We start from the raw sequence: 12,491 nt of genomic DNA, 5'->3' as shown, positions 1-12,491 counted from the left end.
CCTCGCTCTACGCAAGAAGGGGCAGGACCTCTGCCCCTCGCGCTGGTTGTCCGTTTTTACGGGTCACTTCTATGCCACGCCCGGTTCTGTGCGCAACCGCTTGGTTACCGGCGCACGAGGAGGTACCTCCGGCTGCGCAGGCTCCTTCTGCACATCCGGGCTTTCGGGAGGCGAGGTGTTCCATGTGCTGATGGACTCGGCCGGTTGCGCCCCCTCCATCAGCGCCAGGAACTCTTCCCGCTCGATAGTCTCTTTCTGCAGAAGCACTCTCACGACCTCATCCATCTTCTCGCGGTTGGTCGTGAGGATGTCTACGGCACGGCGGAAGCACTCATCGATAATGGCACGCACCTCCTGGTCAATCGCGTAGGCAATCTCTTCGCTGTAGTTGCGGTCTTCCATGATGTCGCGCCCCAGGAAGGGGTTGCCGTGCCTTCTACCGAAGGTGAGGTTGCCCAGCTTCTCGCTCATGCCGTACTCGCACACCATTGCCCGGGCGATTTCCGTCGCGCGCTCGAGGTCGTTATTTGCGCCTGTGGTTGCCTCGTTGTAGACGATTTTCTCTGCGGCGCGCCCACCCAGTAGCGTGGTAATCTCATCCAGCAGCTGCGCTCGCGTCAGCAGGTAACGGTCTTTCTCCGGCAGTTGCAGAGTGTATCCCAGCGCACGACCTCGCGGCAGGATGGTGACCTTCTGCACGGGGTCGGCATTGGGCAGAAGCTCGCCCACGATGGCGTGCCCGACCTCGTGAAATGCCACCATTTCCCGCTCCTTCTCGCTGATGAGCTTGCTGCGCCGTTCCGGGCCAGCTATGACTCGCTCGATAGCTTCTTCGAAATCGGACATCTCGATGCGCTGTTTATCGCGCCGTGCCGCCAGCAGGGCGGCTTCGTTCACGAGGTTGGCGATGTCCGCGCCGGTGAAGCCGGGGGTGCGCCGTGCCAGCACTTCAGGGTCTACGTCCTCCGCCAGAGGCTTCCCTTTCAGATGCACCTTGAAGATGTCGCGCCGTCCGTTCACGTCAGGCGTATCCACCACGATGCGCCGGTCAAATCGCCCCGGTCGCAACAGCGCGGGGTCCAGCACGTCCGGGCGGTTGGTAGCTGCCAGCAGGATAACGCCCGTGTTGGGGTCGAAGCCATCCATCTCCACCAGCAGCTGGTTCAGGGTTTGTTCGCGTTCATCGTGTCCGCCGCCCAGCCCTGCGCCGCGCTGGCGTCCCACCGCGTCTATTTCGTCGATGAACACCAGACAGGGGCGGTTTGCCTTAGCGGTATCGAAGAGGTCGCGCACGCGCGATGCGCCCACCCCGACGAACATCTCCACAAAGTCCGAACCGCTGATGTGGAAGAAGGGCACACCCGCCTCGCCGGCAATGGCACGCGCCAGCAGCGTCTTGCCGCAGCCGGGCGGCCCCAGCAACAGCACGCCTTTGGGGATTTTCGCGCCCAGCGCCTGAAACTTCTTCGGGTTCTTCAGGAACTCCACAATCTCCTGAAGCTCTTCCTTTGCCTCCTCAATGCCCGCCACGTCGTCGAAGGTGACCTTAGGCACGTTTTCGGACGCCCGCTTGGCGCGGCTGCGCCCGAAGGAGAGTGCCTGATTGCTGCCTGCCTGCATCTGCCGCAGAATCAGGAACCAGAAAAAAACCACCAGTACCAGCGGCAGAACCATCGGCAGCAAGCCCTGCAGGGCATCCGAGAACACCGACTTACGGAAGGTGAAGTTCACCCGCTTCTGCTCGAGCTTGCGGTGCAGGTCGGTGCGTGATTCGGGCGTATCTGGCAGGACGACGTAGTAACGGGCGCCGTCATCGGTTTGAAACTGGAAGGTATCCTTATCGAACTCGCCCTGAAGCACGCGGTCTTCCTCGAGCAGGTCGAGCAAACGCTTATATTTCACTTCCTGCGGTGCGTCGAACGGGCGGAAGGGACCGCCCCGCACGACGAGATAGAATGCCAGGCCCAGAAAAACAAACACCAATACGTTACGCAGACTGCGGTTCAAGTCTTCCTCCTCTCAGCGCGTTGCCTGATGTAGCGCTGGCGACGTTGGTATTATACCATATCGACATATTTGTATGAACTCTCCTTACCACCCACCTTGAGGCTGCACCCACAGATGGAGTGCTTGCCTCGTTTCGGATGTGCAGCGCACCCGGTGCGCCAGGCATATTCCCACTATCCAGATTATACCCTCTGCGTCGCAAACGACGGGTATTCTCTGGCGCAGAGAAAGAGGCACTTTCCTGTCAATAAAGATATCGGAAAGTTTTCGATGTCCCGACAGCCCCAGAGGCTGAACCCTGTCACCTCGCCGCCAGTTCCGGACTCTCACCTGCCCGCAGATGCGCGAGGTATCACACCACACTTCCCAGTTATCTTGACGCCATGACTGGGCATCCGGTAACGGTGAATATTCGGCGAACAGGGTAACGCCCGCCTCGGGAACAGGTGTCTCACCGGGTATCTGCACCACTATTTCATACGCCGGCGGCGCAGATTCATGTTTCCCCCAAACCCTCAGCGCACGCTGCCCAACAGAGGCATGCAATCGCCCACCGTGCACGGTTATGCCTGCACGCCTGCCGGTGCGAATCGCCTCTCGCAAACGCTCCACCTGCTCGAACTCCGCTTCCCCGCCTTCAGGAGAAAGGTTCTGCACGGCGTATCGAATCACCCGCCTCTGAATCGCCTCAGGCTGCCGGGTCAGCCACTCGAGGGACAACTGCCACTCGTCCTGCGTTCGGCACAACGTGAACTGTGGTTCCAGAGCCTGCAGGTAGGTTCGCCACCAGTCCTCCTCATCCCGCATCACCAGTGCCAATCGCTCGATCGCCTCGTCCGCCCGTGGGTTAATCAGGCGCAGTTCCGGCAACACCTGGTGGCGGATACGGTTGCGGCTATAGCGGGTGTCCATGTTCGAGGCGTCTTCCACAAAAGATAACCCGTGCAGCGCACAGTACGCCCGCACCTGCGAACGACTGACAGGCAACAGAGGACGGATAAACCTGCCCCGACGGATAGGCATCCCAGCCAGACCGGCTGTCCCAGTCCCGCGTGTCAGGTTCAGCAAGACGGTTTCCACCTGGTCATCCCGCGTGTGTCCCAGGGCTATCACATCCGCCTCAATGGCATCTGCAACTTCCTCCAGAAAGGCATAGCGCACCTGGCGAGCCGCCACCTCGATGCTGAGACGCTGTCGCTTTGCTTCTTGTGCCACTTCCACCTTGCGGGAGAAGAAAGGCACATGCCACGCGGAGCATACCTGTCGACAATGGCTTTCATCGGCGTCGCTTTGCTCCCCTCGCAGGGCGTGGTTCAGGTGTGCTGCGGCAATCTCCAGCGACCAGCTCTCGCGCAAACGTGAAAAAAGATGCAGTAACGCGGTGGAGTCGGCTCCTCCCGAAAAGGCAACCAGTACTTTCTGTCCCGGCTGCAGCAGGGAGCGTGTGCGCAAGGTATCCTCCACTAAGGGAAGCAGTTCCATGTCGTCTCCGGTCTTCACGCGCTGCCCACGCGGTACCCCGATTCCCGCAGGGTCTGCACATGCTCCAGCCTGTCGATATCCACGCCGATCTCGGCATATTCGGTGACGATTTCCTGAGCGGTAGCACCCATGAGATGCTGGACGCGGCTTTTGATGTGTGCAATGGAAAGCAGGTTTGGCGAAATCAGCCTTGCCAGCACCGCACGGAGGATGATACCCGCACCCAGTATCTGCGCCATCGCCCATACCGACTTACGCGCAGCGAATGCGCGGCGCAGTAGACCTGCCTGCCTGCGAACTGTGCCCGCCCGGATAAGCAGCAAATTGCCACCGGTGAAAGTGCCCTCGCGCAGGCTCAGTGCGGTGCGGGGCATGTTCGGGAACCTCTGGCGGCACAGCTCCAGTGGGATTATGGGATAACACATATCCGCCCCCGATTGCACGCCGCGAGCCACGAAGTCCGCCACCGATTCAGGGGTCAGGAAGGGAGTATCGGCGGTGGCATACAGGATGTATTGCTCCGCAGCGACGGAAGCAGCCGCCTGCAGCACGTTCTCGACGAAATCGCCGGTATCGGGCAGGACAGGGCAACCTTCCGGAGCCCCCACATCACCCACAATGATAACCTGCGACGTTACCCCACTCTCCTGCAGAGCACGCACCACCCGCGCGAGCAGGGTTTCCCCTTCCACCTGCAGCAGAGCACGGTTGGACACGCCCGTGGCGGCGAGCAGGTCAGGCTTGCTTTTACCACCCGCCAGCACAACCGCAGTGACTGTGGGGGAGCTCACGGGATGACCTCACAAAAAAATGGAGCGGGAGACGGGATTCGAACCCGCGACCTTCTGCATGGCAAGCAGACGCTCTACCAACTGAGCTACTCCCGCTCGTTCGCTGTCGGGTTAGTGGTGGGCGAGAGGAGACTCGAACTCCTACGCCTTACGGCACCAGATCCTAAGTCTGGCGTGTCTACCGATTTCACCACTCGCCCGCTCGGACGTTTGCATTATTATTATACGGCACGTTTGCACAGATGTCAAGGGGGCTAGGGCGCAATCTGCACCGTCGCCCCCAGAGCAACCTGCCTTACCCCTCCGGCTGTGCGAAGCCCAGCGCCATATCGATGTCGCGCAGGTCTTCGGGCGACAGCTGCACCCCTGAAGCCTTGACATTGTCCTCTATCTGCGAGACCTTGCGCGCCCCGATAATCACGCTGGACACCATCGGCTGACGCAGACACCATGCCAGCGCGAGCTGCGCCATGCTCAATCCATTACGCTCCGCAATCGGACGCAGTTTCTGCACCTTGGTTAATACCTCATCGCTCATCAGCCAGCGCATGAACATGTTGGAACTTTCGTCTGCGGCGCGCGTGTCGGGCGGCGGCGGTGAGCCCGGCTGATACTTGCCCGTCAACACTCCCTGCGCCAGCGGCGAGTAAACGATGTTGCCCATACCCACACGCTCGCACATTGGCAACACTTCTTTCTCAATCTCCCGCCCCAGCATGTTGTAGTGGGGCTGATTGGATACAGGCGGGTCGATGTTCATCTGCCGGCACAGGTGAATGGCATCCAGTATCTGCGATGCCGACCACTCGCTGACACCCCAGTAGAGGATTTTGCCCTGGCGGATGAGGTCGCCCATGGCGCGCACCGTCTCCTCCAGCGGTGTGTGGACATCGTAACGGTGGCACTGATACAGGTCGATATAGTCCGTGCCCAACCGCTTCAGGCTGGCATGGCACTGCTCGAAAATGTGTTTGCGCGATAGCCCGCGGTCGTTTGGCCCGTCGCCCATCGGGAAGTACACTTTGGTCGCCAGCACGTAGGAATCGCGACGGAACGCCTTTAACGCCTTGCCCATCACCTCTTCTGCCCGCCCCGCCGCATAGACGTTGGCGGTGTCGAAGAGATTAATCCCCAGCTCGTACGCCCGGTAGATACACTGCGCTGCGGATTCCTCATCGGTCGCGTGCCCGAAGGTCAGCCACGAGCCCAGACTGACTTCGCTGACCTTCACACCCCATTTTCCCAGCTTGCGGTACTGCATCTTTCCTCCTCCAGCAGGTTCTGAAACGTTTAAGACGGCTGTATATTAACACGAAACACCGGCAGCGTCAATCCCCCCGGTCTGTTGACAACCGCGCCACATTGTTGCTATAATAATCTTGCCGACGGTCGGGGTGTGGCGCAGTTTGGTAGCGCGCACGGTTCGGGTCCGTGAGGTCGGCGGTTCAAGTCCGCCCACCCCGACCATTTTTTGTTCATTCGCGGTCTCCCTCCCGTTCGTGTTCTCCCCCCCGCTGCGCCGGCATCTCACGGGTTTGCTCTCCTGAGGGCGTTGCGGAGACGCCACCTGCGGGTTGCCCCCAGACCATTAACCCTCCCAAGTGCCCGGTACGCCCCACCAGCACTGCCGCTACCAGCACCAGCACAGTAACAATCACACGCACCGCTATCATGTCCTTGTCATTCGTTCCTGTCGGCAAGCGTCGGACATACGCGCCGGTGTACGCCGAAAGCACAAACAACGCAAGCCACGCCGCCACCAGCGTCAATAGCGCTAAGCTCTCGTGCTGCTTTTCAAACTGCTCCACTCTGGCGTTACCTTCGCCGAACTCTTCCGCCGCTTCGCCCGTGAAGTATGCCCCCAGTCCACCGATGAACCCGGCAATGAGCAAAACGAGCGTGACATTGCGCCAGAAATGGCTGCCAATGCCCAACCAGACTAGCGAGGTGACCGCCGCCAGAAGCAGAAAGGCAATGGGGAAGTGCACCACGACAGGATGCAGAATGGGTATTTCGTACATACGTTCTTCCTCCGCGACCTATTACTCGATTTTACACTTACACACGCTAACTAAAGTTCCTGCTGCGCGCGCCGCCACAGTAGCCAGCAAGCAGAGCCCGCCAACGCACCGCCCAGATGCGCCAGCGCAGAAACCCCGCCGAAGCCGGATATCTGTTCCATCACACCCAGCAGCTGAAGCAACAGCCACATCAGGGCAAGCCCCCACGCCGGCAGACTGAACACACGAAAGTACCACCACCAACGCCACATCAGGTAAAGCCGTGCGTTCGGGAACGCCAGCGCATAGAACATAATGACCCCCGAAATGCCGCCGCTCGCGCCAATACAGGGAACGTCGGGACGTGGGTCAAACGCGATGTGCAGTATATTCCCCGCCAGCGTCGCCAGTACCAGCAGCAGCACGAAGCGCCCGTGCCCCACACGGTCCTCCACGTTGTCTCCAAATACCAGCAGAAAGTAGAGGTTACTCAACAGGTGCCAGATGGAACCGTGCACAAAAAAGCTGGTGAATAGCGTGATACCGCCGTACCGCCACCACTCCGACGGAATCAGGGCGAGTGTGTTCAGCGCGCGCTCCATGTGGAAAAAGGCAAGGATGCTGATGACAGCAATCGTGAAGGCGGTAATCCATGTCATGTATGGCTGGCGTTGCAGGAAGTTATCCTCTTCCACCGGCAAGCCCAGCACTAACAATGCCGCCTGCAAGAGGTTGTCAGGCATGTCCTCTTCGATGCCGTATCGCTGCGTGCGCTTGCTCAGCGCTTCCACCTTTGCCATTGCCAGAGCCTCCTTCGCTTCGGGAGGCAGGTCTGGCTCCGGAGGCTTCACGGGAGGCGGAGCAGCAGGCATCTGCTCCAGCTCACCCGCATCCGTCCAGACAAACTGACACAATTCGCATACATCTACCGTCACCGGCAGGTTTACTCCCACCGATGCCTCACTCATCGGCTTGCGGCACGATGGACAGAGCAACGACGACCTGACACGCCCCTGCGTCGCAGCCACCCACAGTGTGCGCACCGTGCGCTCTTCTACCGCCTTGCGCAGCACAGACAGCGCAACCGCCCGTCCCCCACAGCGAGCGCACTGCCACACCAGCCCCGCATAAGACTGGTAGCGCATTAACGGTTCCTGGCAACGAGGGCATATCATCGGATGGAGACCCCTTTTGCTATGTTTTTAGACAGATGCGAGCTTGTTTCCTCATTCACGAGGACAGACGTTTCGTCGCAGGAGTTTCACCAGCTGACGATGAACGTTCAACAACGGCAGGATACCAGCCCGGAGGTTATCCATGACAGCCATACGCTGGACGCCACTAAACGAACCCGGATGCGGAGGGTGGCTCACCTCCGTCGCCGTCAGTCCACATAACCCCAGGCATGTTTTGCTGGGCGGCGACATGCTGGGCATCGGGCTGAGTACGGATAGGGGCGACAGCTGGCAATCTACGTTCGGCTTGCCCAGCTGGGAGATTGCGGATTTCACCTTCCACCCCACCCATCCGCGCATGGTGTGGGCAGGCACGATGAGTGGTCCCTGCCTGAGCACCGACGGTGGACGACACTGGCGTTTAATGCGGAATGGCTTCCCCCCGACCAGCGACTGGCACTACTCGGCTCCCATCCAAAAGGTATTAATCAACCCACGTTATCCTGACCATCTCATTGCTTTCGGCGGCTCCCACCGTCAGTGGCACTCGCCGGGTGAACCCCTGTGGGGAGCCGTCTGGGAGAGCAAGGACGGGGGCAATCGCTGGCGGCGTATTGGCACAGTGGCTGCTCGTCATCCTGGCAATTCACAATCGCCCGGCGGCAATATCGTAGCCGTAGAGGCTGCAGGACGTACATTCACTACCTTCTATGCGGTGGTACCGGGTGCAGGGGTCTTTGTGAGTACAGACGGAGGCAGAACGTGGCAACCGCGCAACAACGGTCTGCCCCATCTGCAGGTGATGGACATCGCTGTACACCCGCGCGCCCCGCACAGGCTCTGGGTAGCCCTGAGCAACTATCAAGCCCAGCCAGGGCAACCTGTATTGCCCGGCGGAATATACCGCAGCGAGGACGGCGGACGTCACTGGAAGCCATCAGTCAACGGTTTGAGCACCAAAAACACTACCGACCCTAACCTGACGGCACGCTATGAGGCGATAGCGGTTGCGCCCACGCAACCCGACATCTTGCTTACTGCCGACACTGCCTGGGATGGAAGCACCCTGTACCGAAGCGCCGACGGCGGAGCCAGCTGGCAAGCCATTTTGCGGCGGCAGGATGTAGACTGCGCCTACCCTGCGGGGCTGGGAGCAACGGTGATTGAGTTCGCTCCGCATAGCGCGAACATTGCCTTTGTGGCGGGCAGCGAATACGTCCTGCGTACCCGTGACGCAGGCAAAACGTGGATAGATGTGACAGCAAAGCGTGTAGCTGCAAACAGCTGGAGGGGAAGAGGTTTTTCAGGCTTGTGCTGCGTGAACTTTCGCTTCAATCCGCGTAACTCCCGTCATGCGGTGCTGCTGGCGATGGACCATGGAAACTTCTGGCAGAGCCGCGATGGCTTACGCAGCTGGACATGGGGCGGGGATGGGATGCCTCTCTGGGGTGGAGGCAATGACGTGGCGTTTGCCGACGATACAGGAAATCTGATGTTTGTAACACTGGGGCAGTTTGGAAATTTTGAAGGTATCGCACGCTCCACAGATGGAGGCAGGAGCTGGACGATACTGGCTGGCACATCACATGGACTGCCAGAACGATACGATCGGGCACAGCCTCTGGGAATCTACGCCGCTTCTCCCCGTGAAGTATGGGCTACCGTGGGTGGTAAACTGTACTGCAGCAGCGATGGCGGCGACCACTGGCAGGTGATTCATGAGGGTCCTGGCTTCAGCTGGATTGCGCCAGTATCACCCGGCGCACGCGCCTTTTACGTGTGCGGCGAATCGGGCGTGTGGTTTACCTCCAGCGGCAGAGAACTCAAGCTGGTGGAAGGCTCTCCGAAACCGTGTACGTGGGTGGCTGTAGACCCTCTGTTTCCCGAACGCATCTATGTTACGGCGTGGCGCAGTGCTGAGTACGGCGGCTTGTGGCGCTATGAGTCGGGCAAATGGTCACGCCTGCGCGACGACCGCTACATCGCGCGGGTGGCTGTATGCCCCACCAATCCAAAGCGGCTGGCAGTTTCCACCAGTGACCACCCGTATCATGACACCTGCTTCGCGACAGGGGTGTGGGTGTCATCAGATGGCGGAAGCACATGGACCCAGCAGAACGAAGGACTGGCTTGTCTGAGGGGCGACGTCATTGCCTTCAATCCGCACGACCCCACACAACTGGTCTTCGGCACGATGGGCAGAGGGTTCTTTATCGGCCGCTGGCGATAGCTAAAAACCCGCAGCAATCAGGTCTACCTGCCACCGATGGGTCAGGCTGGACCAGGTGAGCAATAGTTCGCGGATGCCGATACGGTATCCGATAGAGATCTCGAGGTCATTATAGCGTGCGCCTTGAAAGCGATTGAAGCTGAAATTCGCACCCAACCGCCACAACGAACTCAAACGGTAGGATGCATCGGCGAAGAGGGTCAAGGAGTCACTGTCCAGAACGCGCGTGCCCACCAGCGAGGCGTTGAACCGCTGTCCTGCAGACCAGGCGAACATCCCGCTGAGGCGCTGCCTGCCGTAACCAGTTGCCCGCACGAGACGGTCGTGTGTGTAGTCATACGTCAGGCTCAGCAGCGCACCGTCCCACAATGCCCTGCTGGCGGAGACGGTTGCCATCAGGCTGGAACCAGTGGTCTGGCTATTGCCCCAAAGGTAGCTGGCTGTTACCGAAGAGTTCATGGTGAAGCCTGCAAGTCGCAGAGGAGTGGTATAGAGTCGTGAGCGCAAACCGGCGCCATCGGTACGCACGCGCTGCTCCGAAAACTCGGTCACCCGGCTGCTGAACGTGGTGGAAACAGTCATTTTCAGCAGGCTGCCCAGCTTCATCGGGTTGCTTTCCACGTAGAGGTCACTGCGCAGGTCACGGTAGCGTGTACCTGCCAGGCTCTGCCCACCCGAAAGGTTCAGCCCAATGCGTCCCTGCCCGAAGCCATAGGACAACCCGCTGTTGACATACAGATTCCGATGCGCCGGCACATCCACGTACAGATGCGTGCTGGCGTTCTGGCTGAACCAGTGCGCATGGCTCCAGCGAATGCCCCAATCTCCGCGTGCCAGGCTGGTAAGCGCAAATGCCCCTTCCATGACGCCCGGACGGCTGTAGCTATGCTCCAAATCCAGCGACCAGCCCGGGCGTATCGCATACACCGCGCGCCCCACCCTCTGGGCGTGTCGCAGGCGCAAAGCACCCACCGCTTCCGGGGACACGACGTAATAGAAGGGCAGGTCGATGGTCAGCCCCCCTGAGTTGACACCGATAATCTGTTGTCCCAGTGCCTCTCCCGTCCGGAAATTAAGGTCGTACATGGGCAGGGTTATTAGCTTCTGCCCGGCGACATACATCTTTGCATGGCGGAACTGGATACGCTCCCCTAGGAGCAGAACCGCGCTATCTGCCACAAACAGCAGCTCGCTGGTGGAGAGGTCCGTGTAGGTGTAGGCATCGGGTCTGCTGACAGCAACTGGCTCCTGTTCCCAGAAAGGTCCCCGGAACGCCACCTCCCGTATCTGTCCGTCCTCCGTCACGATGACCGCTTGCCCTTCATCGCGGCGTGGATAATAGCGCAATCTTTCTGCCGAAAGGCTTCTCTTCCCCCGTGACAGCACAGCTCCCTCTGCAATCACCAGGTCCTCATCCAGTCTGTACTGATAGCTGCGTGCTTGCAGGCGCAAAGCACCCACAACGATTTCCGCCTTCTGTTCGGGAGAAACCGCCTCGATGCACTGCCAGTCCGCACTGTATGCCAGATACTGTGGAGAGTTGAACAGATAGGTATTGGCTCGTTGCCTCAGCATTTCGGGGTCATCGGTAAAGGTGATGCGAATCTCTTCGAAGGCAGACGCACCGGGCAGTGCCGCCGTGATGGTCGCAACGCCCGGTAAGCTCGAGCTGGTAATCTGCGTTCGGGCAATGCCTGCGCTGGTGGCAACGACCGTGTCACGCAATATCCCCAGAGACGCGCTGAACTGCACCTGGGTGCCATCGGGAACCAGATTGCCCTTCGCGTCGCGTACTTCCGCGCTCACCAGCGCTACAGATTTACCATCCGACAGCAGGATAGAGGGAGATGCGGACAGTTTAATGCTATAAAGCGGCGCCGCGCCAAACGCAACGCCGCTCCAAACAATCAGAAGCAGTGAGAGGATACCCGTGCGCACATTCACGCACCATCGCCTCCACTACTGCGGAGGTGGAGGAGGCATATCCATGCCGCCACCGCCACCACGCGCACCGGATGCAAGGGCTGCAATCAAGCCAAGCCCCAGCACTACCCAACCCACGGTGGAACCGCGCTTCACGGTCGGCTTCTTCGCCGGAACCTGAGAGGGCTGCACTACGCTGACCTCGCCAATGGCGAGTTCCTGAAGCACGCGATTGACTGCCTCAGAGACCACTTTGGCGTTCACTTCATCTTGCGTGCTGGTAGCGGTTCCAGTCGCCTCGGCGGAGATGGCTACCGTTTTCAGAGCCCGCCCGCTTTTCACTTCCAGCCATTGCACCGACACCGTCAACGAAGTCTTGCGCGCGCCCGCGTCATAGGTGTAATCCTCTATGACACCAGCGAGCGCGTACTGCGTGCCCATCTCACGTGCCACCAGCACTGCCACTTCCGGGTCTTCAAAGGGCGGTGTGACCTGCGCCGTGCGCAGCCGCTGCTCTTCCACTGCGCGGGCAATGGAGGGATTGGCAGCAGTGAACTGTACCACGTCGAACTTGCCGGTGCTTCTGAGGCTCGACGTCACCGCGCGGGTCAGGCTGGCGCCGAGCGTCGCGGGTACGGTTCCGCTCATCTCCATAGATGGCGCGAAAGGCAGCACCACCACCGTGGGTGGTAGGGGTTTATCCTGCGCAGCCACTGCCACTGCAGGGCTGAACAGAATCGGCGATAGCATCGCACATACGACTGCTCGCGCCGTCCACATCCGCACGGATGCCCGTCGGAAAGGATTCATTGCTTCTGAACCTCCTCATCTTGCTCTCGGATATTTGGGGAAGGGGCTTCCCCTGCAGGAAGCCCCTGTCCGG

9 protein-coding genes and 3 tRNA genes are annotated in these 12,491 nt (G+C 60.0%); 2 read left to right on the top strand and 10 right to left on the bottom strand.

Annotated features, from left to right (window positions below):
- Positions 1-69: 69 nt before the first annotated feature.
- The 6 genes from ftsH to K6U75_02745 all read right to left on the bottom strand — a co-directional run bounded on the left by ftsH (position 70) and on the right by K6U75_02745 (position 5,541).
- A complete protein-coding gene (gene ftsH, locus K6U75_02770; GenBank protein MCL6473966.1) occupies positions 70-2,007 on the bottom strand; it encodes an ATP-dependent zinc metalloprotease FtsH in 1,938 nt (645 codons plus the stop codon).
- A gap of 84 nt (positions 2,008-2,091) precedes the next feature.
- The gene (gene tilS, locus K6U75_02765) at positions 2,092-3,507 is read right to left on the bottom strand and encodes a tRNA lysidine(34) synthetase TilS (GenBank protein MCL6473965.1); all 1,416 of its coding nucleotides are present in this window, start codon (positions 3,505-3,507) and stop codon (positions 2,092-2,094) included.
- Positions 3,504-4,280 carry an NTP transferase domain-containing protein gene (locus tag K6U75_02760; protein ID MCL6473964.1) on the bottom strand — a complete coding sequence of 259 codons (777 nt, stop codon included), beginning with the start codon at positions 4,278-4,280 and terminating at the stop codon, positions 3,504-3,506. Before K6U75_02760 ends, tilS begins: the two co-directional genes overlap by 4 nt.
- Positions 4,281-4,300: 20 nt before the next feature.
- A tRNA-Gly gene (locus tag K6U75_02755) sits at positions 4,301-4,376 on the bottom strand.
- A gap of 19 nt (positions 4,377-4,395) precedes the next feature.
- A tRNA-Leu gene (locus K6U75_02750) sits at positions 4,396-4,480 on the bottom strand.
- Between the two features lie 95 nt (positions 4,481-4,575).
- Positions 4,576-5,541, bottom strand: coding sequence for an aldo/keto reductase family protein (locus tag K6U75_02745; GenBank protein MCL6473963.1), 966 nt, complete (start codon positions 5,539-5,541; stop codon positions 4,576-4,578).
- Positions 5,542-5,670: 129 nt separating this feature from the next.
- Between K6U75_02745 and K6U75_02740 the strand changes: the two genes are divergently transcribed.
- Positions 5,671-5,747: transfer RNA gene (locus tag K6U75_02740), tRNA-Pro, on the top strand.
- A gap of 8 nt (positions 5,748-5,755) precedes the next feature.
- Here K6U75_02740 and K6U75_02735 read toward each other — a convergent pair.
- Both K6U75_02735 and K6U75_02730 read right to left on the bottom strand, forming a co-directional pair.
- On the bottom strand, positions 5,756-6,301 hold the full coding sequence (locus tag K6U75_02735) for a hypothetical protein (protein ID MCL6473962.1): 546 nt from the start codon (positions 6,299-6,301) through the stop codon (positions 5,756-5,758).
- 50 nt (positions 6,302-6,351) lie between these two features.
- Complete coding sequence (locus K6U75_02730; protein ID MCL6473961.1) at positions 6,352-7,455, bottom strand: rhomboid family intramembrane serine protease; 1,104 nt, start codon at positions 7,453-7,455, stop codon at positions 6,352-6,354.
- Between the two features lie 142 nt (positions 7,456-7,597).
- Here K6U75_02730 and K6U75_02725 point away from each other — a divergent pair, with 142 nt between their 5' ends.
- Positions 7,598-9,685: a hypothetical protein gene (locus tag K6U75_02725; GenBank protein ID MCL6473960.1), complete on the top strand. Its 2,088-nt coding sequence runs from the start codon at positions 7,598-7,600 to the stop codon at positions 9,683-9,685.
- Here the strand turns inward: K6U75_02725 and K6U75_02720 are convergent, their stop codons facing one another.
- Positions 9,686-11,629 (bottom strand): Ig-like domain-containing protein, encoded by a 1,944-nt coding sequence (locus tag K6U75_02720; protein MCL6473959.1) that lies wholly within the window; start codon positions 11,627-11,629, stop codon positions 9,686-9,688.
- Positions 11,630-11,644: 15 nt separating this feature from the next.
- The gene (locus tag K6U75_02715; protein ID MCL6473958.1) at positions 11,645-12,418 is read right to left on the bottom strand and encodes a penicillin-binding protein activator LpoB; all 774 of its coding nucleotides are present in this window, start codon (positions 12,416-12,418) and stop codon (positions 11,645-11,647) included.
- Positions 12,419-12,491 lie beyond the last annotated feature (73 nt).

It is taken from the genome of Bacillota bacterium (assembly GCA_023511455.1).
In the GTDB taxonomy this organism is placed as follows: domain Bacteria; phylum Armatimonadota; class HRBIN16; order HRBIN16; family HRBIN16; genus HRBIN16.
This window is presented reverse-complemented; position numbering and strand designations above follow the sequence as displayed.

Bases quoted from the DNA above. Each gene is read 5' to 3' on its own strand.
- K6U75_02745 (MCL6473963.1), bottom strand. From the start codon at position 5,541: ATGCAGTACCGCAAGCTGGGAAAATGGGGTGTGAAGGTCAGCGAAGTC.
- K6U75_02735 (MCL6473962.1), bottom strand. From the start codon at position 6,301: ATGTACGAAATACCCATTCTGCATCCTGTCGTGGTGCACTTCCCCATT.
- K6U75_02730 (MCL6473961.1), bottom strand. From the start codon at position 7,455: ATGATATGCCCTCGTTGCCAGGAACCGTTAATGCGCTACCAGTCTTAT.
- K6U75_02725 (MCL6473960.1), top strand. From the start codon at position 7,598: ATGACAGCCATACGCTGGACGCCACTAAACGAACCCGGATGCGGAGGG.
- K6U75_02715 (MCL6473958.1), bottom strand. From the start codon at position 12,418: ATGAATCCTTTCCGACGGGCATCCGTGCGGATGTGGACGGCGCGAGCA.